We start from the raw sequence: 22,701 nt of genomic DNA, 5'->3' as shown, positions 1-22,701 counted from the left end.
AATCCAGCGTTGGGCTTGTCTTTTCAGATATGGCAAAAGCTGAAGTTCCACGCGCTAAATCAACAGAAGGGAAAGAAGAAATAAGCTGGCGGGAGCGTTTTGCCGCCCTGAGAAACCTACCTGCTTTTTTCAAACTGGTCTGGGGCGTATCGCCCGGGTTATTCCTGGGCAATGCCGCCTTCCGACTCGTCCGGGCGGCCATTCCGGCGTCCACGCTTTACATTGGCAAACTCATTATTGACCAGGTCGTTGCCCTCTCAAACGGCACCACTACGCACGATGACCGGTACATCTGGTGGCTGGTTGGGGCAGAATTTGGTCTGGCAATTCTTTCCACGGCACTGGCCCGGGGCGTATCGCTCATGGATGGTCTATTGGGCGATCTGTTTGCCAACCAGACCTCCATCCGTATCATGGCACACGCAGCTACCCTGGATCTGGAACAATTTGAAGACGCTACGTTTTACGACAAGCTCGAACGGGCACGTCGGCAAACGACTGGTCGCACGGTGTTACTGTCGGGGGTGTTTGGGCAGGTGCAGGAGCTTATTTCCGTCGCTTTTCTGGCGGCTGGTCTGGCGGTGTACAACCCCTGGCTGCTGCTCCTGATTCTAGTGGCTGTAACGCCCTCGTTTATCGGTGATAATTATTTCAATCAGCGCAGCTATTCGCTCTCCCGTTCCTGGACTCCCGAACGGCGTGAGCTGGATTACCTGCGCTACGTAGGAGCTAGTGACGAAACGGCGAAAGAGGTCAAGATTTTTGGTTTGTCAGACTTCCTGATTGACCGATTCCGCGTCTTATCGTGGCAATTCTTCATAAAGAATCGGGCACTGTCCGTTAGTCGGGCAGGGTGGGGAACGTTGCTGACGGCACTCGGCACAGCCGGATATTACGGGGCCTACGTCTGGATTATTCAGCGGGCCGTTTCGGGGCAGATCTCCCTCGGTGATCTGACGTTTCTGGCAGGATCGTTCCGGCAGGTTCGCGGCTCGCTGGAAGGGATTTTGCTTCAGTTCAGCAGCCTGACACAAGAGGCTATTTACTTGCAGGACCTGTTCGATTACTTCGCCATCGAACCCCTCATTCATTCGGCTAAAACAACCCGTCCCTTTCCCCGGCCCATGGGGGAAGGGGAAGCGGCACTCCGATTTGTGTTCGAAAATGTTGGTTTCAAGTATACTAACTCAGAGCGGTGGGCCTTACGAAATCTGTCGTTCGCACTCGAACCGGGCGAAAAACTGGCGTTGGTTGGCGAGAACGGGGCCGGAAAAACAACGCTGGTCAAACTACTGGCGCGGCTTTACGACCCCGCCGAGGGCCGGATTCTACTTAACGGGTACGACCTGCGGGAGTATGATTTGCTCGAACTCCGGCGTAACATCGGCGTTATTTTTCAGGACTATACCCGTTTCAAAATGTCGGCCGGTATTAACATTGCCGTTGGCGATATCGACGAACGCACCAATCAGCCGCGCATTGAAGTGTCCGCGCAACGTAGTCTGGCCGATAGCGTTATTGCCAAACTGTCCGGGGGCTACGATCAGCAACTGGGTCGTTCGTTTGGCAAAGGCGTCGAACTGTCGGGGGGGGAGTGGCAAAAAGTAGCGCTGGGTCGGGCGTACATGCGTGATGCCCAGCTTATCATTCTGGACGAACCTACTGCCGCCCTCGATGCCCGTGCCGAGTACGAAGTGTTTCAGCGGTTTGGCAAATTGACCGAGGGGAAATCGTCGGTTATTATTTCGCACCGGTTCAGCACGGTTCGTATGGCCGACCGGATTCTGGTGCTGGAAAACGGCACCCTGCTCGAAATTGGCAGTCATTATGAGTTACTGGAGAAAGACGGTCGCTACGCCGAATTGTTCGGCTTGCAGGCGCGGGGGTATCAGTAGTGCTTTTTCTGGTAGAAATCACCTGTTGTCAGACAGTTTATTGTACCCAGTCCGTTAGTAAACGTACGAGTTAATCTTTTGCCCCCATAACTAACGCCCTTATGTGTCAATCCATTGACCGCCACGGGCTGGTTGTATTCTTTTTTACGCTGTATTGCCTGTTTTGTATCAACAGTACGAGCATCGGCTATACCGGTCTGCCCACCGAGCGCACGTTTTTCGGTCAGGGAACGAGACCCGCATCCATTAGTGATTCGACGCAGAAAACGAAGCCCAGTACGCTGGTCATTAAAGTCTTTGACAGTAACATTACCACACCGCTTACGTCGGCTACGGCGGTAATTACATCAATACTCACCGGTAAAGTCGAACGGTTAGCTCTTCCTGCGGGGCAGCTTTACTGTACATTCACGAAGGCCGACCAGTTGTCTATCGACATCAGCGCACCGGGCTATACATCCGTCAATCGTAAAATGACCATACCTGTATCTCCGCAGGGCAACCGCTACGAATTTGATGCCGTGCTGGATAAAACGACCATTGGACTGACAGTTCTGGCGGTTGATAGAAAGACGGGTAACATCATTCCAGATGTTCGATTCACGATTAGCGGAAAAATGATGGGCAATAACTCGATTACACTCACTGCCGACCCCGCCACTGGCTCATCGAAAGTAGAACTGCCCGGCAAAGGGAACTATTCGTTAAGCAGTACCGCCAATGGGTATGATAGTTTTGTGAAGTCGATTCGGTTGGATAGTGTTCAAAGCGAGGCTCGGGTTATACTGACACAAAAACAATTGCCCACCGGGGTAAAACCCGTGGCGAAATCTCCGTCTGCCAGTGAAAACCCGGTTGTTCAACCCGTGGCGAAAGTAGCAGTCGCCGTGCCAAAAGCCGTTACGGAAAAAATCACTCCATTGCCAGTTTCCAGCCCATTGAAGAAACCGGAGAAGGGTATCTTAATTCGTCTGCCGAACGTCTATTTCGACCAGAGCAGTCCTGTTCTTCGCCCCGAATCTTACGCCGAACTCAACCAGTTGTATGATGCCCTGACTGAAAACCCGGCGTTGCAAATCGAGATTCGTGGTCACACGGATAATCAGGGAGATTTCGATTTAAACGTGAAGCTCTCCCGCGACCGATGCCAGGCAATTGTTGATTATCTGGCTAACAAAGGGATTGCCAAAAACCGCTTGAAAGCAGTTGGGCGCGGCCCTATCGACCCAATAGCTCCAAATAACAACGAAGAAAACCGGAAGAAAAATAGACGGGTGGAATTTGTAGTGATTTAGTTGCTTTTACCCGAATGCACCTGTGGTACCAAATGGTTGACTTAAAGCAGTAAATCCCTAAACGCCCGATGAAGTACGCTTTTTAAGTAAGGCAAGAAGCCCTACTACCGGCCCTAGTGCGAGTGTCATATACACGTATTGACCATCTATACTTCCTGACAATAAATTGATGAGCTGAATACTGATAATGGTAATGGAAAAGCCAATACAGTTCACAAGGGTGAGCGATGTTCCCCTCGACCGTTCCGGCGCGTTCTGGGCTACCAATGTCGAGAACAAAGGTGAATCAGCAATAACCACCACTCCCCAGAAAAACAGAAAAATAATAAACGCTGAAGGTGATGGGCGGGATAAAAAAAACGGCGAAACGAGACAGCACAGGCAGGATAATACGAGTGAACTAGTCGCTACTTTTTTTGCGCCGAAATAACCCGACAGGTAGCCACTTCCTACACAGGCAAGGCTACCCGATGCGATAATCAGGAACGATAAAAAGGAGATGTTCAATCCTGCTGCTGGATAGCGGTTTGCGTAGCTGGCTAACATGACGGGAACAAAGGCCCAGAACGCGTACAACTCCCACATATGGCCAAAATAACCGAACGCAGCTGCCCGGAAATTCCTGCTTTTGAACCCCGATAAAAATTCACGGAAAATTAATTGCTGACCTGCTTTTCGGAAGGGGCCGTCGGGGACAAACAGCCAGATTGCCAGGCCACCCAGAACGGAAAGAATTGAGGTTAGGTAAACAACGTATACCCAGGGAAAATGCGTGGTTATACTCTTTAGTAAGTGCGGAAAGGCCGTACCAAGCACTAAAGCGCCAACGAGAAACCCCAGCGATTTGCCGAGTCCTTTCTGAAAATAATCCGATGCTATTTTCATGCCGACCGGGTAAATGCCCGCCAGAAAGAACCCGGTCAAAAATCGGAAAAAGAGAATGCCCGTTGGCTGAACGCCGGGCAGCGCAATCCCTAGATTAAATAATCCGGCTAGTAGCGAGCAGACAAAGAATACACGTGAAGGAGAAAAACGGTCGGCGATGGCTAGCAGGGCAAAAACCAAGGTGCCAGTAATAAACCCAAACTGAATGACGCTGGTCAGGTGCGCTAAAAAGCCCGGGTCCAGCTGAAAACGTTGCAGGATATCGGGCATGATGGCGTTACCCGCGAACCAGAGCGACGTGCAGAAAAACTGCGAAACAACAATTATCGGCAGCACCCACTTCGAGGTAATTACTCTTTCCATAGGTTCCTGCATGAGCTGGTGAGGTACTTTATTCACACGACGTCGGCATCGTCAAAACATCGTGTTTTCATTCGCTGACTCATCGGGTATTACCTGAAGTACGTCCCAGTGCTCTACTATTTTACCGGTATCGTCAAACCGAAAGATGTCGATACCGGCGTAATCCTTGTCGCCCGGCCAGGTTTGGCAGCAATGAAGCACCACTATATTTTCTTCAGCAATGGCCCGTTTGACTTCTACCTTCTTGCCTGGATACTCGTTGGTCATACGGTTGAAATAGCGGATAAATGCTTCTTTACCATCGCCTACGTGTGGATTGTGCTGGATATATACATCGCCCGTGTACTGCTCAATTGCTGCTTCGGGCTGGCACTGATTGAACATCAGGTCATAGAAAGCAATGGCATTTCGCTTGTTTTGGGCAGGGTTAGTCATGGGAGCATCTATTCGTTTGGTGTGGTCAGGTTCGAGAACCTGACCACACGCCAATAATTGTTTCTGGGATTCAGGTGTGCGAACCTGAATCCACAACAATGTTTTTACTTGATATACCGGAAATCCTCGTTGCCTTTCAGGGAAAGTAATGTTGAATAAATCAACTTGATAACATTCTGTACATCGTCCATGTGTACGGTCTCAACCGTGGTGTGCATGTACTTGAGCGGGAGCGAAATCAGGGCTGAGGCAATCCCTTCCGTGGCGTAGGCAAACGCATCTGTATCAGTGCCGGTGGAACGGCTCACGGCCTGCCGCTGAAAGGCAATCTCATTTTTTTCGGCCACATCAATAATGTATTCCAGCACGTTGTTCTGCACCGCCGGGCCGTAGCACAGCACCGGACCGTCACCACATTTGAGGTCGCCCTGCTCTTTTTTCTCGTACTTCGGCGATTGCGTATCGTGCGTTACATCGGTACAAATGGCCAGATCGGGGCGTAACCGCCGGGCAATCATCTCGGCACCACGCAGGCCAATTTCCTCCTGTACCGCATTCACGATGTACAGTGTGAAAGGTAGCGTTATGTTGTTTTGTTTCAGGAGCCGAGCCACTTCGGCAACCATGAAGCCGCCCATCCGGTTGTCCAGCGCCCGACCCACAAAATAACGGTTGTTCATTTCCCGCAGCCCATCCGCAAAGGTGCAGACTGTCCCCACGTGGACACCCATGTCCAGCACTTCCTGCTTGGTTGCGGCACCCACATCGATAAACAGGTCGGTTACTTTAGGCGCTGAGTCTTTCGCCAGGTCACGGACGTGGATAGCGGGCCAACCGAATACGCCTTCCACCACGCCTTTTTTCGTGTGCAGGTTGACGCGCATGGAGGGGGCAATCAGCGCATCGGACCCACCGTTGCGCCGAACAAACAGGTAGCCATCATCGGAAATGTAATTGACGAACCACGAAATCTCGTCGGAGTGGGCTTCGATAACGACTTTATAATCGCCTTCTCCTTTGATAACCCCAACGGCGGTGCCGTATGTATCCACGATGTACTCATCGGTGTAAGGCTTGAGGTAGTCCAGCCAAATCTGCTGTCCCGACGATTCGAAACCGGTAGGGGAGGCATTATTCAGGTACTTGTACAGGAATTCTTTACTCTGCTCGTTCATTGGTTGCTAAAAATTGTTCGAATGTGAAATTACAAAAGCTAATCATTAGCTATTTTTTGTCAGTTTATGGATCGATAATTTATTTCGTACCTCATCTTCAAAATTTTGATAGGCTGTAAGTTGCTTCAAAATTGAAAAATCAAATACGTTTTGAGCGATTAAATGCACTGCTTTTCCAACATTAAATTTATCTAGTTGCCTGCCTTTCAAGCCACTGGCTTGGCGAAGGTGCTCTTGTAAAATCAATTTAGGATCAGGTAACGATTCGAGAGCTTTCGGATTTGGCAAAACAGGTTTGTGCCGACTATTTGGATTTCCTGCTGCTGTTCTAATCGCCTGCTCGTCAATTAGTAACCAGGCTTCCATCATGCGAATAGGAATGATAGGGATAGCAATCTGTTTTTTGGGGTCAAAATCAGATTCATCTACTGCTTTACCTATTTCGTTACTCCGGTTTGAGAGCGATTCTTTCTCGCTGTCCCGGTGTATAAATAATAAATCACAAGGATATAATCTGAGAGCGACATTGATTCGATGCGTTAAATTCTTTGGAGGGTGTTTTAAAGGAGCCAAGTCGGCACGGATTCCCTGTATCAGTAAGGTAGAGTCCAGTTGGAGAAGCGTCCACTCAATGATTGGCATGAGTGCTTTGTCCGATGAGCCATCACTTAAAAGTGTATAAGTGATTTCACTAATCATGAACCAAAATCGATCTGAAGTTGCTTAACGTCCTCCCTTTCTATCACTCTTCGTGACCGAACTATGTCAGATAGTAAATGGTCAGATTCGTACTGTCTGGGACTAGCTGTCAAATAGGCAATAAGCTTATCTAATGAAGCAGAATTACGCTCAGTCCCTTCTATGCGTGTCCGCCAGGTATTGCGTAATGGACTATATACGACTTGATCATAGAAGTCACCTTTGCTGTTACGATTACGCTTAGACTGAGCCATTAACAAGCTATCTTCCGGAACCAACTGAACTACACTTGGTGAGTGAGAATTGATAATGACTTGTCGCAGGGGATTATCATCACCTACAGGATAGCGTATGTCCGTACAAATCTCTTGTAGAAGATCTAAAATCTGCTTTATTTTCTCGGGATGAATACCATTTTCTGGCTCTTCTAGACAGATTACACCGCCTGATTTATAATCTAATTCCAAAACAGATAGTCCTAAAAAACGTAGCGTTCCATCCGATAATGAGCGTGCAGGAAACACAGTACCGTCGCGGCTCTTAAGCATCAATGTTAGCATTTCCCGTTTATCATCTTTTTCAACAGTAATACTGGCAACATTGTCTACCAACCCCGAAAGTTTATTAGCTAGCCGTTGGTATACGTCTCCATCGGCTTGACTTTGTTGTTCTTCAAGTTTCAGGCGATAGAGAGTTGCAGGCAGGTGACTTCCATCTGCCCCCAAACGTGCATTAGGTATTGTGTAAAACTCGTCTGATTTACGTAAAGCACTCGGTTCTAACTGAAGCATCTGCCATGAACGCATTTCTTTCTTGACAAGTGACGCAGTAGGGTTTTCTAATGCATTCGCGGTTGATAGAACGGTCTTGGGCAAAGTTGATGCTCTTATTTTGACAGGCTGGCCACCACTATCCTGATGAAAATTGATGATTCGCTCCTCCCCTTCAGTTGTTGAGATAAATGGAACAGTACGACGACCCTTTATGACAGAGTTCTGCCATTCAAGTTCTTTTTTACGGAGTATTCTCTGATCCTGGGCAGAAAGATTGTAAGCGGGAGCAAATCGCATCACTTTGCGGGCTTCAACAAGTGGTATTGGATGCAACTCTTCTTTAGTAATTTCCAGTAAACCTTGTGGATGGAAAATATCACTTTGGCGGTATGATAGAATTAACTCATAACGAACTGTAGTGATTCGCGCTGTTGCAATTTGTCCCAAATCATCACTTCCATGTTCGGGTATAATCATATCGATAACAAACCGCATTTTTAGCTCGTATTCATCGCCAACTTTGTGGAATAAATCTCGGATGTCAGAGTTTTTCTGCCCTTCACTACGAACAGATTTAGCCGCTTCAACCAGTGGCATATGCATTAAATCACCCAGGAACCGGATTGCATCAAAAAGATTAGACTTACCTACTCCGTTAATACCTGCGATACAGGTGAATGGTCCAAAATGAACGTCTACGTCCATAAGGTTTTTGAAGCCACTTATTTGCATTCGTGTTATCATATATGAATACTGATATAAGCCTTTTACAAAGCTGATTAAAGCAGTGAGGTAACTTCAAGATTTGTGAGCTATAATAGTAACTCACGAAAAAAGTATTTTTAAGGTAGGAAGGAAAACCCTCAAAACCCAATCCGCTCGCGGGTCTGCTCCACGGCCATAGAGCGAAGGACTTCCATCGCTACGCGGTCGTCGTGCTTTCGTTTCCAGTAGTCGGCTTCCAGGCGAAGTTTATCTAATTCGACCTGTTGTTTCTCGATGGTGAGCCGGAGGGTTTCCAGTTCGTAACCGACTAACTCGTCGATTTTTGGTTCAATTACCTGCGCTGAAAGGGCTTCATCAGACAATAAAGCGAGGGGCGAAACGCCCAGCACATCGGCAATCTGGGTCAGACGGGAGAGGGTCAAATCCGTTTTTCCGCGCTCGATGTCGCCATAGGCCGTGGTGGACAGATTGAGCAAATCAGCCATGTTTTCCTGCGATAAACCGCGCTGTAGCCGCTCTAAACGGATTCGTTCTGCCGGTCCACGATTAGCGATGGAAGTGTTCATATCAAGTAACAACGATAAATTATTAATCAAAACCGACAGGGTTTTTCGGGATGATAACGCAATTTTGTATCGAAACAATTCTCGAACTTACACCAAACACTATTGGTTTTTATAGTAACGAAGTAAACTTACTTATGAATTACGAAAAAGAATTCCGCAATTTCGCTGTCCACCATATGGGTCTGAACGGCCTGACAGTAGATGGGTATGTAAACCATACCATCAATAACCACCACACGGTTGAGAACATGACCCGTTCGGTTATTGAAGAACGTCCAATGAACTTCAGGGAGGTTGACGTGTTCTCGCGACTGATGGCCGACCGTATTATCTTTATGGGCCTTCCCGTTGATGACAACATCGCTAACATCATTGTGGCCCAGTTACTGTTTCTGGAATCGGCCGATCCCAAGAAAGACATCCTGATGTACCTGAACAGCCCCGGCGGTTCGGTCTATGCCGGTTTGGGTATTTATGACACCATGCAATACGTTCGGCCCGATGTGGCTACCGTATGTACCAGCCTGGCGGCATCGATGGGTGCCGTGTTGCTGGCGGGTGGTGCTGCGGGCAAACGCTCGGCACTGCCACACGCCCGGATCATGATTCACCAGCCATCGGGCGGTGCGCAGGGGCAATCGGTCGATATTGAAATCACCGCCCGCGAAATCGTCAAACTCCGCGAAGAGTTGTACGAAATTCTGGCCCTGCACTCTGGGAAAACCGTTCAGGAGATCGAAAAAGATTCGGACCGGGACAAGTGGATGCGCGCCGAAGAAGCTAAAGAATACGGCATGATTGACGAGGTACTTCGTCGGGAAAAATAAGGTAAACAGAGAAAATTACCCGCCCTTCGGATTTGACCGTTTGGCCGGTAATGGATAACTTTGCTAACAACGAATGACTCAGGTTCGCCTGAGTCATTTTTTTTTGTTGAGCAAAACATCAACAAATAGTCCAATCAACCGTTTAACCAGAACCGGAGCATAGGAACTACCTGTTCCAAAAGTCTGGGAAAATCAATCAACTATCCTGCAACCCTTCATGCCACAAATCAGTTGCTCCTTCTGCGGACGACGAAAAAACGAAGTGATGCTGCTCTTATCCGGTATCGACGCACACATCTGCAACTACTGCATTGAGCAGGGACATCAGGTGGTGCTGGAAGAAATGCGCCCAAAACGTAGTGAACCGGCTGAAGTGAAAATCAACCTTATTAAGCCCATCGATATGAAGCGGCATCTCGACCAGTACGTTATTGGTCAGGATGATGCCAAGAAGTCGATTACGGTGGCTGTCTATAATCACTATAAGCGGTTGATGCAGGCCAAAACGGATGATGACGTTACGATTGAAAAATCCAACATCATCATGGTGGGTGAAACCGGAACCGGAAAGACGTATCTGGCTAAGTCTATTGCTAAAATCCTCGAAGTGCCTTTCTGCATTGCCGATGCCACCGTCATCACCGAAGCCGGGTATGTAGGCGAGGATGTAGAAACGATTCTGACCCGACTCCTTCAGGCGGCCGATTATAACGTGGAAGCCGCCGAACGGGGTATCGTTTACATTGACGAAATTGACAAAATTGCCCGCAAGTCGGACAACCCCAGTATTACCCGCGATGTAAGTGGCGAGGGCGTTCAGCAGGCGCTGTTAAAATTACTGGAAGGCTCCGTTGTGAACGTACCTCCGCAGGGCGGACGCAAACACCCCGACCAGCGACTGATTGCCCTTAATACCGAAAATATTCTGTTTATCTGCGGAGGAGCCTTTGACGGTATCGAACGGCACATTACCAAGCGTATCAACACGCGCCCTATTGGTTTCTCGGGCGATCGCCGGCTGAACGATACGTTTGAGAAGGGACACCTGATGCGGTATATATCCGCCCTGGACCTGAAGTCGTTCGGATTAATTCCTGAACTGATTGGCCGCCTGCCCGTCCTGACGCACCTGGAGCCACTGGATAGAGACGCCCTGATGCAGATACTGACCGAGCCGAAAAACGCTATCACCAAGCAGTACGACAAGCTTTTTCTGATGGAGGGCATTACGCTCCATTGGGATTCCACCGCCCTGAATTACATTGTTGATCAGGCATTGCAATATGGCCTTGGTGCCCGTGGTTTACGCTCCATCTGCGAATCCATTATTACCGATGCCATGTTTGAAATGCCCTCCCAAACTGGTATTAAAGAACTAACCGTCAGTCTGGAATACGCCCGTGAGAAGTTTGGTAAATCCAGCACCCTGCAACTACGTTCGGTAGCCTGATTTAGACCAACACATAAAAAAAGAGTCTGCGATTTCAGCTTGGAATCGCAGACTCTTTTTTTATACAAATCGATTTTTTTATCTGAGTGTTAACAAAACAATATGCTTTCGGTTCTACCGATTGATAATTCACTTTGTTGAACTTCATTTAATCATTTTTCATCATGAAGATTTATGTACAAGGTTTATTCGCCAGTCTGTTAATGGCAACTTTATTTATAGCCTGTAGCCGCCCAACAGCGTATTTTCAACCCACCACCCGCGAACATTTTTCCAGCACGGCAAAGCCCGCGTCCGCTACCGATCTGACTAATCAGTCCACCGCTTCGGGAGTTGTGCCTACGGAGACTGTGGCTTCCACAAATACGCCGGTTATTCAGGCCACGCAGGCATTGGATAAAGTAGATGCCCTGGTACGAAATGACCAGAAATTAGTGGCCGACAGAACCGTTCAGAAACGACTGAGCCGGGTGCGTACCATGCTGGCTACCGCTGTTGGTAAAGGTAATTTGACGCCAAGTACTGGAGCCGTCTCTAAAAAAATGAACCTGATGCAACACCTGATGGTGAAGAAACTGAACAGAACAATTAACAGGCAACTGGCACCCGCTAATCCGGAAAAAGCAATGGCTATAAAAGGCGTTCTGGCACTGGGGGCAGTCGTGCTACTTGCGGGTATCATTATCCTGCTGATTTCTTCTGCCGGTACAACAGGAGCTACTATTGGGGTTATCGGCATCATCGGTGGATTAATCCTTTTACTCATCGGATTAATATGAGCTAATCGCTTACCGTTTCATTCTCTCTTCTAATGTTTATTTTGAGAAGGCTAACTATTTGTAAATCTGTATAATCAAGGGTTTTGGTTACTAATAACTACCTTAATTTTAAATTTTTTTTAACAAATTTATTAGGCTTTAGTTGATGATGATGACAATACCAATTGCTCACTTTACTCTATTTTTTCACTTAATCTTTATTCTGTTATGAGAATGTTTTCCAAGTCCCTAATGGCTGCCCTGATAGGCACTGCTCTTATCTCTTCCTGCAGCCGCCCAGTTGCTTATTTCCAGCCGACAGCTCGTGAGCAATTCAAATCGGTTCAGTCGGAAATTGTTACCCCTACGGACGTTGCGACCATGCAGCCGGTAACGGAAAAAGTAGCAGCGTCGGAAGCGACTGTAGTAGTGCAAAATGCTACGCCTGCCGAGCAGGTTGCTCAGGCTAAGCAAGCTGTGAGTCAGATTGAAGCGTACGTTCGTAATGACAACAAACTGGCATCGAACAAGAAATTAGTGAAGCGCATGGATCGCGTGAAACAACTGCTGTCGAACACGTCAGCCAATGATGCTTCATCGCTGAAAGCAACGTCCGCCCAGAAAAATTCGCTCATCCAGAAAGTGATGCTGAAGCGGGTAGACAAGAAAATAAAGAATCATTTGTCGCCCGAGCGCACTATGGCCAAGTCGCTGCTGACTATTGGTCTAATTGTGGGTGTTATTGGTCTTGTCTTGCTGCTGGTTGGTACGGGCGGTCTGGCTACCCTTGGTTATGTCGCATTGATAGTAGGTTTGATACTGGTACTGGTTGACCTGTTGCGATAACGAATCAGCTTTTAGTGAAGATCTATCGCTGGATAGTCTTTCTTTCGGCGTAGATGTAAAGCCTAACGGCTGCATCTACGCCGATTGGCTTTTGCGGTGTCCGGTAAAATACCATATCAACAAGGGTGATTCAGGCAGCCATTTTCCGGACCGTATTGTATGTTTTTTGGGAATTTGTTTACTCAGTAAAAAATAGTAGTTGATTTTTCCCGAATAAACTGATAAAGTTGCACCTGTTGCTAGTGACAGTTAAAAATTTACCTTTTATCATTCTAACCATCTCATCTATGAGAACACTTACCAAACACCTTTTTGCTGCCTTGTTAGGCACTGCTCTTCTGGCTTCCTGTAGCCGCCCCGTGGCTTATTTTCAGCCGACAGCCCGTGAGCAGTTTGCGGTAAACAAACCCGAAAAAGCGGTTGTAGCGGCACCAGCAGACGTAGTAGTTGAAACGGTAGTCGTATCGAATGAAACGCCTGCTGTGGCTACCGAGCAGGTTGCTCAGGCTAAGCAGGCCGTTAGCCAGATAGAAGCGTATGTACGCAACGACAGTAAACTGGCTGCCAGTAAGACCCTGAACAAGCGCATGGCTCGCCTGAATAACCTGCTGACAACGGCCACCGATAAAGCAACCGTTTCGACGAAGGCTGCCTCCACCCGTAAAATGACGTTGATGGAGCGGACGATACTCAAGAAAATGGACAAAAAAATAAAGAACCACGTAGCTCCTGATAAAACAGATGCGATGAACAGCAATGTTCGGCTTGGCGTCATTATTGGCGTCATTGGCCTGATACTGCTTATTCTCGGAGGAGGAAGCGTACTGGGTGTCCTTGGTCTGATTGGATTTATCGTCGGACTGGTACTTATCCTGCTTGGCGTTATCAACGGGTAATAATGTTATAGAAAGCTCCCATGCATTCACTTACAGTCACGGCGTAGATGCTACCATTTGGGGTAGTATCTACGCCGAACTGATTCTATGTAACCTGGTAGCAACGTAATATTGGCCTCGCTTACCCTTGTTTTTGATGGGCCATACACAGTGGTTAGTACGTAAAGAAGGAAGTCACCCGGCTTCCTTTTTCCATTTTTAGCCCAACTTTTACTCTGATTATCCGTAAACTTGCACCTCATTCAGTTTCAGCTATCGTCGGTACCTGAAACCTTTGACGATATACATCAATGGCATCGCTTTTTAACGTTTATCCGCTTTATGACATTGAACCCGTTCGGGCGCAGGGCAGCTACTTGTGGGATGCCGATGGCACCCGTTATTTAGACCTATACGGGGGCCATGCCGTTATTTCGGTTGGTCATACCCACCCTCGTTACGTACAGGCACTGACGGATCAGCTGCATAAAATTTCATTTTATTCCAACTCCGTCCAGATTCCGCAGCAACAGGAACTGGCCGATAAGCTGGGTGCGCTCTCCGACCATCCCGGCTATGCACTTTTTCTGTGTAACTCCGGTGCCGAAGCCAACGAGAATGCCCTGAAACTGGCATCGTTTCATACCGGTCGGACGAAGGTCGTAGCCTTTACCAAGTCGTTTCACGGTCGTACGGCAGGCGCAGTAGCCGTTACGGATAACCCATCTATCGTGGCGCCCGTCAATTATAAAGAGCACGTTACTTTTTTGCCGTATAACAACCCCGAAGCAGCCCGGACTGGAATCACGACGGATACCTGTGCGGTCATTGTAGAAGGCATTCAGGGCGTGGGTGGTATTCAGGTTGCTACCGACGACTTTCTGAAAACCCTTCGTCAGCGTTGCGATGAAACCGGTGCGGTTCTTATTCTGGATGGCGTTCAGTGTGGCTACGGACGGTCGGGTAAGTTTTTCTCACACCAGTTCAGCGGTATCGAAGCCGATATTATTTCGATGGCGAAAGGGATGGGTAACGGCTTCCCGATTGGTGGTATTCTCATTTCCCCTAAGTTCAAAGCCAGTTATGGCCTGCTGGGTACTACGTTTGGCGGCAATCATCTGGCCTGCACGGCGGGTATTGCGGTGCTGGACATCATGCGCGATGAAGGGTTGCTTGAAAACGCCACCCGCATGGGAAATTACCTGATGGATGGCATCCGGCAAATTGGTGGTTATAAAGACCTGCGCGGACGTGGACTGATGATTGGCATCGAGTATGATTTTCCGGTCGACGAGTTACGGAAAACGCTATTGTTCGGGCATAAGCAGTTTACAGGCGTGGCGGGTAAAAACACCATTCGCCTGCTGCCCTCGCTGGCCATCGGTACGGATGAAGCCGACCAGTTTCTGGAAGCCTTACAAAAGGTGCTAAAGGCCGAGAAAGTAGCGGCTTAGTCACTTTGGGCATGCTTAACGGATAGCCATTGATTCTCTGCGTTCCTATTATTTATCCTTGACTACGTTTTAACAGACTTTTGTGTCTGAATTACCCCTGCCACCAAGCATAAAATGACTAATTTCCTTTCCCTCGCCGACGTTACTGATATCGACGCGCTTATCCAGTCTGGCCTTGATGCAAAGGCAAACCCGTTTGCCAGTCAGCACCTGGGCAAAAACAAAACCATTGGTCTGATTTTCTTTAATTCCAGCCTGCGAACGCGCCTGAGTACCCAGAAAGCAGCCCAGAATCTCGGCATGAATGTGATGATCATGAACGTCGGGCAGGATAGCTGGGGGCTGGAAATGGAAGAAGGCGTGCTGATGAACGGTGATAAGGCAGAACATATCCGCGAAGCCGCTGCCGTAATAGGTCGCTATTGCAACATCATCGGAATCCGGGCTTTTGCCGAACTGCAGGACCGCGACAAAGATTACCGCGAACAGGTAATGCACCAGTTTGCCAAGTATGCCCGTGTACCCATCGTAAACCTCGAATCGGCCACGCGGCACCCGCTGCAATCGCTGGCTGATTGTATCACGATTGAAGAGGTAAGAAGGGACAATGCCAGCTTACCCAAACGCCCGAAGGTGGTGCTTACCTGGCTCCCGCATTTCAAACCGCTGCCGCAGGCCGTTGCCAACTCGTTTGCAGAGTGGATGAACGCCTGCGCTCAGGCTGGTCACATCGAGTTTGTGATGACGCACCCCGAAGGCTACGAACTGGCTCCCGAATTCGCGGGTAACGCTCCCGTAATTTATAATCAGCAGGAAGCGTTCGACGGTGCCGATTTTGTCTACGGTAAAAACTGGTCATCCTATACGCAGTACGGACACGTGCTGACGCAGGATTCTTCGTGGGCAGTTACGATGGATCAAATGAACCTGACCAACAACGGGAAGTTTATGCACTGCCTGCCGGTTCGGCGTAACTTGAAAGTTTCCGATGCTGTGCTGGATAGTCCGCAATCGCTGGTGATTGAACAGGCAGCTAACCGCGAATGGTCGGCACAGGCGGTGCTGAAAGAGATTTTAACGAGTTTATAAAGGGTAACGGAAACGGGCTTTTTCGCCCGTTTCCGTTAACGTACAGCTTTCAACATGGCTTCTTTACTGGTAATCAAAATCGGAGGAAACATTATCGATGACCCCACGGCACTGCAACGCTTTCTAACGGCTTTCTCCGGGTTGAAAGGCGCCAGAATACTCATCCACGGCGGAGGGAAAATTGCCACTCAGATAGCCGAGAAACTCGGTATCGAAACCAAGATGGTAGACGGTCGACGCATCACCGACCAACCCATGCTCGACGTGGTGACAATGGTATACGGTGGCTTGGTGAACAAACAGATAGTCGCTAAACTTCAGGCGCTGGAGGTAAATGCCATCGGACTGACCGGGGCCGACGGCAGTACGGTACTGGCCAGAAAACGACCCGTTAAAGACATTGATTATGGTATGGTCGGGGATATTGAAGAGGTCGATTCCGGGCAAATTCAGTTTTTTCTTCGTCAGGAGTTGACCCCGGTTTTCGCACCCATTACATACAATACTGTCGGGGAATTATTAAATACCAATGCCGACACGATGGCGTCGGCCATTGCGGTCGATATGGTGACGCACAATGAGGTAACGCTGATTTATTGCTTCGAGAAGAAGGGTGTTTTAAAAGACCCATCAGATGATAACAGTGTTATTGATAAACTTACACCTGCTCTGTACGAAGCGTACAAAACGGCCGGAATCATCAGCAAAGGCATGATTCCCAAACTGGATAATGCCTTCAACGCTCTGAAAAAGGGAGTTTCCAGGGTTATTATCTGCCATGCCGATGAAGTCGCTACGGCTGTTGATCAGGGAGCTGGCACAACGTTGATGCTGTAAGCGTGGGGACAGACCCGTTATCCGGTCAAAAAAAGGGTATAAAATAAGCCGTTGCTGCTCTTTTTTAAGCAGGTTACGTAGCGAAAGCAATCAGTAGAGCAACGAGACCCTGTATCCTTCTGTACATCGTTCACTTATGACCAACGTTTGTTGCTTCGGCGAATTATTATTGCGATTTTCTCCAGTGGCTGGCGGCCAGTGGATTCGGCAGGCATCCATGCCTGTTTTTGTGGGTGGGGCAGAATTGAACGTAGCAACGGCATTGGCAAACTGGGGTATTCCGGTCAAATACAGCACGGCATTGCCTCAAAATTCCCTGGCCGATGACGTTGTTGGATACGTAGCCGATCTGGGCATTGACCCATCCGGAATTGCCCGCTTTGGTCAGCGTATCGGCAGTTACTTTTTACCACAGGGTACAGACCTCAAAAACGCGGGTGTTATCTACGACCGCGCTCACTCCGCTTTTTCAGAACTAACCATTGGTAAGGTCGATTGGACGGCCGTTTTGAAGGATACAAGCTGGCTGCACATCAGTGCCATTAGCCCGGCCCTGAGTGCCAGCGTAGCAGCAGCCTGCCTGGAATTAGTTACCGTTGCATCTGCTCGGGGCATTACCGTGTCGATAGACCTGAATCATCGGGCACGGTTATGGCAGTATGGCGAAGCGCCTACTGCCGTTATGCCTGCTATACTGGAGCATTGCGATGTAGTCATGGGTAATCTCTGGGCGGCTAACGTCCTGTTGGGTATTCCGGTCGATGAAAACATTCATCAGAAGGGACAGCAGGCCGATTATCTGGCGCACGCTATAACCACTGCGGAAGCTATTCAGAACCGTTTTCCCAGCTGCCGGGTGGTGGCCAATACCTTCCGGTTCGATGTGCCGCCCACGGGACTTCGGTACTATACTACCCTCTATGTAGACGGACAGCAGTACGTTTCTCCGGATTTACAAACGGACTCCGTCGTTGACCGGGTCGGGAGTGGCGACTGCTTTATGGCCGGTTTGATTTATGGGTTGTATAACCAGCATGCCCCTCAGGCCGTCGTTGATTTTGCGGCTACCGCTGCTTTTGGTAAGTTGCAGGAACTGGGTGACGCTACCCGGCAGACGGTGGCCGATGTAGTGGCCCATTCGTCAATGATAACTTTATAATATACCCTGAAATATGTCTTTATTTTCGCCCGACAGAATCCTTGCCCTGATCACGAACCATCCCATTGTTCCCGTTTTTTACCATGCTGACGTCAATCACGCGCAACAAATCGTTCAGGCCTGCTACGATGGTGGACTGCGCGTGTTTGAGTTTACCAATCGGGGCGACAAGGCATTAGCCGTATTTGGTCAGTTAGTCACGTACGTGCGGGAACACTGCCACGGGATGGCGCTGGGTATCGGTACGATTCTTACGGCCGATGAGGCAGAGGATTTTATTAAAGCCGGTGCTGATTTTGTGGTACAACCCGTTACTACAGTGGCTGTTGGAGCTATTTGTCGCGTTCAGGGCGTACCCTGGATGCCCGCCGGATCCACCCTGAACGAGATTTATCAGGCCACCCTGCTGGGTGCCAATCTGGTAAAAGTATTTCCCGGCAATGTGGTCGGTCCGGGCTTTATAAAAGCGATCAAAGGACCAATGCCCTGGCTGAAACTGATGGTTACGGGGGGCGTAGAACCGACCAGTGAGAGCCTGAATGCCTGGTTCAAAGCAGGTGTTACGGCGGTAGGTATCGGGTCGCAGTTATTCACTGGAGACAGCAGTGATTATACCGCGCTGAGAGAACGCGTGTCTGTGCTCATGGAACAGGTGAAGCCCTTTATTCAGTAACCCGCTCAATAGGGTATTTTTAGTTAATAAGGCATTGGTGAACAAGATTCGCTTTTGGTAGCAATACGCGTACTTTTACCGGTATGAAACTTTTGATTGTTGAAGATGAGCCGAAGACGCTACAGGCTATCCAGCAGGGACTGGAAGAAAGTCAGTTTGAAGTCGATATTGCCTACGATGGACTGATTGCCAAACGCCTGGCCCTGAAAAATAATTATGCTGCCATCATTACCGATCTCATTTTACCCGGTCTCAATGGCTACGAACTCTGTCGGCAATTGCGGGCTGAAGGCATAACGACCCCGATTCTGATGCTGACAGCCCTGGGCGAAACCGATGACAAGATTATGGGGTTCGATGCTGGGGCAGACCAATACCTAACCAAACCCTTTCAGTTTACCGAGCTGCTGGCGCGGATACGGGCTCTGACCAAGCGGGGTACGCAGGTATCCATGACGGCACAAACGTTACGGTACGGCGGTATAGAAATGGACCTGGATGCTAAAACGGTGAAGCGGGATGGGAAACTGATTGAGTTAACAGCCCGTGAGTTTGCCCTGCTTGAGTTTTTGATGCGCAATCAGGGGCGCGTATTATCAAAACCAACCATTGCCGAACACGTATGGGATATAAATTTCGATACGGGAACGAATGTAGTGGAGGTCTATATTAATTACCTGCGTAAAAAGATTGATCGGGATTTTCCCAATAAGCTGATCCATACGCAGTTTGGTATGGGGTATATGTTTAAGGAGGAGTGAGATGACGATTCGCAACCGACTGGCGTTACGCTTCACGGGGCTGGTATCCAGCATTATGCTGCTGGCCTTTGTTAGTATCTACGCCTTTTGTTCCTACTTCATCTCATCCGATTTTTACCGGCGGCTCGACAATAAAGCCAATACAATGGGCGATATGCTCATTCGGCATCGTTTGGACGCTCAACTTATTCACCAGTTAAGTCGTATCCGGAAAGACCAGCTACCCAATCAGAAAATCAGCGTATTCAATAATCAGGACTCGCTCATACTGACCACGAATGAACGAATTACATTGCCCGTGCCCAAAACGGTACTGGCCAGTATCCGTCAGAATAAGCGAAAGGATTTTCAACAACAGCAATATTACGTTTCGGGCATCCGGTTCATGACGGCTTCGGGCCAGTTTGTTGTGGTTGCCGGTGCTGAAAATACGTACGGCGACGCCTTTCTGCGACGGCTTATCTGGGCACTTACCGGTTTATTCTGCCTGATTGCCGGTATAACGACCTTTTCGGGCTGGTTTTTTGCTAGCGATGCCCTCCAGCCGATGCAGCGGATTGACCAGATTGTTAGCGATATTTTTCCGAATAACCGGGATGAGCGGTTGATGGTTAATAAGGAGGAAGATGAAATAAGTCGCTTATCAGCTACCATCAATCGACTATTGGACCGAGTGGACGATTCCTTTCGGATGCAGCGCATGTTTGTGGCCAACGTATCGCATGAACTGAGAAACCCGCTCACCCAAATCAGTTCACAACTGGAAGTAAGTCTCCTGAATCAGCGCCAGCCCGAAGCTTACCGACAAACCATACGCTCTGTACTGGACGACGTAACCGAACTGGCAACCCTCACCCGGGAGCTGTTGCAACTGTCGCAGGTCAATCAGGAAGATGCGGGAGATTTGTTAACCGATGTAGTACGGCTGGATGAATTAGTGTGGGATATCCGTCAGGAGGTAACCGCCATCAACCCCCGCTACCGGGTAATCGTTGAACTGGGCACCCTGCCCGACGACCCCGATAGGCTAATCCTGCACGGCAATGTAACCCTGCTGGGAACAGCCCTGAAAAACCTGACGGAGAATGCCTGTAAGTTTTCTGATGATGGCCGTGCGCTGATTGACGTTGATTTTGGGAATGAGCGGGTAACGGTGCGTATTCAGAATAACGGGCAATCCATTCCTGCCGCCGACCAGCCGTATATTTTCGAACCGTTTTACCGGGGTCGTCAAACCGCCGAGGTACGTGGCTACGGTGTGGGTCTGTCGCTTGTAGAACGAATTGTTCGGCTGCACGCAGGGACGATAAGTGTCTTCTCGCAGAAGGGGCAAACAACCGTGTTTAAGGTAGAGTTACCCCGGTAACGGGCGACTCTAAGCATATTCTAAGGAGTTTATCAGCGAATATTAAGTCGTTTGAACCACCTTCGGCATTGATTAAGTGTGCCCCCGTATAAAATCCACTAGTACCATGACCTATAAGAAAACGGCCTATACCAACGCTTCCTCTTTTGACCCCGGTTTCACAAGTCGTGATGTCCTGCGAAATCAGGCTTACCGCCAACCGGACGATAAGCCCCCCCGCAAACCCGACTGGCTGCTGATACTGGTGAGTATTCTCTTCTTACTAACCGTACTAATTGCCTGGCTGGCTGATATTCCCACTTTGTTTCGATAGTAAAATGGATACGGGATTACTCAATAAGCAGCTTGATTTTCTTACTTTTTGTACGGCTTTGCAACCATTTTTCAATCCGCAGACGTTCGGCTCGTGTATGCTTTCGGGAAAATTTAGCGTAAACCAGCATGACTGTGTCGGGTGTTTCCTTGTTTCCGTTCATCACTAATGAGCGGGAAGCCGTGAACGTCTGCACATCGGGCATGAGGGTTTTTAGCTCGTTTCGCAAATCGGCAACCGACAGGCGCGAGGTTTGGGTAAGGTCGATGTACCGTCTTAGCGAATCAATCTCATGATCTTTGCGCGCAATGGACGCCTGACTGTATTTGATAACCTGATCGGTAACAGTGGTTTTTATAGCATCCACATCAATAGGAGCATCTTTGAAATTTCCCTGCCTTACAACAAGTTGGGTATTCTCCAGACCATAGGGAGGCATTTTTGAGCGCAGCAAATTAATGGAGTCTTTGGGGAGCGGTTCACCCACCAGCGAGAGTTCCAGGACGCTACCATCGCCCCGGTTGAAATAGGCGGTGTAGTTGATGAGTTGCCGGTATTGGAAATTACACTCGTTCGTAACAAATTGCTTTGCTTTCTGTTCGAAGATAGTTTTGCGAACCAGTTGAGAACCCAGGTAACTACTGGGAACCACTACCACCAGTACCGCCATCCAGATGGTGCTGCGTACCCGTCGTTCAATTTCGGGTGTAGGGTATTCTTTCTGGTGGTAACCCAGAAAGCGTACCATGAGCAGCGTGGCTAAACTGATACAGACACTATTGATGAGAAACAGGTAAAATGCTCCGGCAAAGTAATACAGATTACCGGTAGACAAGCCGTAGCCTGCCGTGCAAAGGGGCGGCATGAGGGCCGTAGCGATGGCTACACCCGGAATAACGTTAGTAACTTTATCCCGACTGGAACCGGCTACTATGCCCGCCAATCCGCCAAAAAAAGCAATGAAGGCATCCCATACAGAAGGCGACGTGCGGGATAATAACTCCGATTGGGCAATGTGCAGGGGACTAATTAAAAAGTAGGCTGTTGAGGTAAGTAAACTGATAAAAACGGCAAGACCCAGATTTTTCAGGGCGCGCCCAATCATGGTCAGGTCATTGATACCCACGCCCAGGCCGATACCCATAATGGGACCCATTAAGGGAGAAATGAGCATGGCACCGATGATAACGGCTGTTGAGTTAACATTTAAACCAATGGAAGCGATGAATATGGCAAAAATGAGGGTCCAGAGGCTGATACCTCTGAATTCGATACCGCGACTGATGGACTGAATTACACCTGCTTCATCCTCCCGATCTTCTTCAAGACTAAAGCGATCCTGAAGGAATCCACCAATGCGGACAAGCACAGCCGAACGTTTAGGGGGTTTAGTACGGGGCAGGTTGGGGTCTTTAACGATCATAATAGGTTAGGGGCCTAATAGCGGTGTCGACTGTCGCGGTTTTTTTCAAACGAAATTT

22 protein-coding genes are annotated in these 22,701 nt (G+C 48.8%); 15 read left to right on the top strand and 7 right to left on the bottom strand.

Annotated elements, in window-relative coordinates; all coding sequences use genetic code 11:
- Positions 1-29 precede the first annotated feature (29 nt).
- Together B157_RS0121805 and B157_RS0121800 are read left to right on the top strand one after the other, a co-directional pair.
- Positions 30-1,895, top strand: a complete 1,866-nt coding sequence (locus B157_RS0121805) for an ABC transporter ATP-binding protein (protein ID WP_020605434.1) — start codon at positions 30-32, stop codon at positions 1,893-1,895.
- A 101-nt stretch (positions 1,896-1,996) separates the two neighbouring features.
- Complete coding sequence (locus B157_RS0121800; RefSeq protein WP_020605433.1) at positions 1,997-3,190, top strand: OmpA family protein; 1,194 nt, start codon at positions 1,997-1,999, stop codon at positions 3,188-3,190.
- Between the two features lie 57 nt (positions 3,191-3,247).
- Here B157_RS0121800 and B157_RS0121795 read toward each other — a convergent pair whose 3' ends face one another.
- The 6 genes from B157_RS0121795 to B157_RS0121770 all read right to left on the bottom strand — a co-directional run bounded on the left by B157_RS0121795 (position 3,248) and on the right by B157_RS0121770 (position 8,812).
- Positions 3,248-4,438: an MFS transporter gene (locus tag B157_RS0121795; protein WP_041952236.1), complete on the bottom strand. Its 1,191-nt coding sequence runs from the start codon at positions 4,436-4,438 to the stop codon at positions 3,248-3,250.
- Positions 4,439-4,489: 51 nt separating this feature from the next.
- The gene (locus B157_RS0121790; RefSeq protein ID WP_020605431.1) at positions 4,490-4,873 is read right to left on the bottom strand and encodes a nuclear transport factor 2 family protein; all 384 of its coding nucleotides are present in this window, start codon (positions 4,871-4,873) and stop codon (positions 4,490-4,492) included.
- Positions 4,874-4,977: 104 nt separating this feature from the next.
- Complete coding sequence (locus B157_RS0121785; protein ID WP_020605430.1) at positions 4,978-6,048, bottom strand: M42 family metallopeptidase; 1,071 nt, start codon at positions 6,046-6,048, stop codon at positions 4,978-4,980.
- A gap of 45 nt (positions 6,049-6,093) precedes the next feature.
- A complete protein-coding gene (locus B157_RS0121780) occupies positions 6,094-6,747 on the bottom strand; it encodes a DUF4276 family protein (RefSeq protein ID WP_020605429.1) in 654 nt (217 codons plus the stop codon).
- Complete coding sequence (locus B157_RS0121775; RefSeq protein WP_425423212.1) at positions 6,744-8,252, bottom strand: AAA family ATPase; 1,509 nt, start codon at positions 8,250-8,252, stop codon at positions 6,744-6,746. The genes B157_RS0121780 and B157_RS0121775 overlap by 4 nt, the downstream gene beginning before the upstream one ends.
- Before the next feature lie 131 nt (positions 8,253-8,383).
- Entirely contained in the window at positions 8,384-8,812 is a 429-nt protein-coding gene (locus B157_RS0121770) for a helix-turn-helix domain-containing protein (RefSeq protein WP_026308879.1), read from the bottom strand.
- A gap of 134 nt (positions 8,813-8,946) precedes the next feature.
- On the opposite strand from B157_RS0121770, the gene B157_RS0121765 reads away from it, so the two are divergent.
- The 13 genes from B157_RS0121765 to B157_RS0121705 all read left to right on the top strand — a co-directional run bounded on the left by B157_RS0121765 (position 8,947) and on the right by B157_RS0121705 (position 21,220).
- Positions 8,947-9,639: a ClpP family protease gene (locus tag B157_RS0121765; RefSeq protein ID WP_026308878.1), complete on the top strand. Its 693-nt coding sequence runs from the start codon at positions 8,947-8,949 to the stop codon at positions 9,637-9,639.
- Positions 9,640-9,856: 217 nt separating this feature from the next.
- Positions 9,857-11,089, top strand: a complete 1,233-nt coding sequence (gene clpX, locus B157_RS0121760; protein WP_026308877.1) for an ATP-dependent Clp protease ATP-binding subunit ClpX — start codon at positions 9,857-9,859, stop codon at positions 11,087-11,089.
- Between the two features lie 164 nt (positions 11,090-11,253).
- Positions 11,254-11,868, top strand: coding sequence for a hypothetical protein (locus B157_RS0121755; protein WP_020605424.1), 615 nt, complete (start codon positions 11,254-11,256; stop codon positions 11,866-11,868).
- A gap of 207 nt (positions 11,869-12,075) precedes the next feature.
- Positions 12,076-12,693, top strand: a complete 618-nt coding sequence (locus B157_RS0121750) for a hypothetical protein (protein WP_026308875.1) — start codon at positions 12,076-12,078, stop codon at positions 12,691-12,693.
- Positions 12,694-12,980: 287 nt separating this feature from the next.
- Positions 12,981-13,589, top strand: a complete 609-nt coding sequence (locus B157_RS0121745) for a hypothetical protein (protein ID WP_020605422.1) — start codon at positions 12,981-12,983, stop codon at positions 13,587-13,589.
- Between the two features lie 290 nt (positions 13,590-13,879).
- Positions 13,880-15,022: an aspartate aminotransferase family protein gene (locus B157_RS0121740; RefSeq protein ID WP_020605421.1), complete on the top strand. Its 1,143-nt coding sequence runs from the start codon at positions 13,880-13,882 to the stop codon at positions 15,020-15,022.
- A 114-nt stretch (positions 15,023-15,136) separates the two neighbouring features.
- On the top strand, positions 15,137-16,111 hold the full coding sequence (locus B157_RS0121735; RefSeq protein WP_020605420.1) for an N-acetylornithine carbamoyltransferase: 975 nt from the start codon (positions 15,137-15,139) through the stop codon (positions 16,109-16,111).
- Between the two features lie 54 nt (positions 16,112-16,165).
- On the top strand, positions 16,166-16,948 hold the full coding sequence (gene argB, locus B157_RS0121730; protein WP_020605419.1) for an acetylglutamate kinase: 783 nt from the start codon (positions 16,166-16,168) through the stop codon (positions 16,946-16,948).
- Positions 16,949-17,084: 136 nt separating this feature from the next.
- Entirely contained in the window at positions 17,085-18,107 is a 1,023-nt protein-coding gene (locus B157_RS0121725; protein ID WP_020605418.1) for a sugar kinase, read from the top strand.
- Positions 18,108-18,120: 13 nt separating this feature from the next.
- Positions 18,121-18,780, top strand: a complete 660-nt coding sequence (locus B157_RS0121720) for a beta/alpha barrel domain-containing protein (protein WP_020605417.1) — start codon at positions 18,121-18,123, stop codon at positions 18,778-18,780.
- A gap of 83 nt (positions 18,781-18,863) precedes the next feature.
- Positions 18,864-19,541, top strand: coding sequence for a response regulator (locus B157_RS0121715; protein ID WP_020605416.1), 678 nt, complete (start codon positions 18,864-18,866; stop codon positions 19,539-19,541).
- A 1-nt stretch (position 19,542) separates the two neighbouring features.
- Positions 19,543-20,907, top strand: coding sequence for a sensor histidine kinase (locus tag B157_RS0121710; protein WP_020605415.1), 1,365 nt, complete (start codon positions 19,543-19,545; stop codon positions 20,905-20,907).
- A gap of 106 nt (positions 20,908-21,013) precedes the next feature.
- On the top strand, positions 21,014-21,220 hold the full coding sequence (locus B157_RS0121705; RefSeq protein WP_020605414.1) for a hypothetical protein: 207 nt from the start codon (positions 21,014-21,016) through the stop codon (positions 21,218-21,220).
- Between the two features lie 16 nt (positions 21,221-21,236).
- Here B157_RS0121705 and B157_RS0121700 read toward each other — a convergent pair whose 3' ends face one another.
- Positions 21,237-22,643: a DUF389 domain-containing protein gene (locus tag B157_RS0121700; protein WP_020605413.1), complete on the bottom strand. Its 1,407-nt coding sequence runs from the start codon at positions 22,641-22,643 to the stop codon at positions 21,237-21,239.
- Positions 22,644-22,701 lie beyond the last annotated feature (58 nt).

It is taken from the genome of Spirosoma spitsbergense DSM 19989 (genome assembly GCF_000374085.1).
Lineage (GTDB): Bacteria > Bacteroidota > Bacteroidia > Cytophagales > Spirosomataceae > Spirosoma > Spirosoma spitsbergense.
Note: the sequence above shows the minus strand (reverse complement) of the source record. Positions and strands in the feature narration are given on the sequence as shown.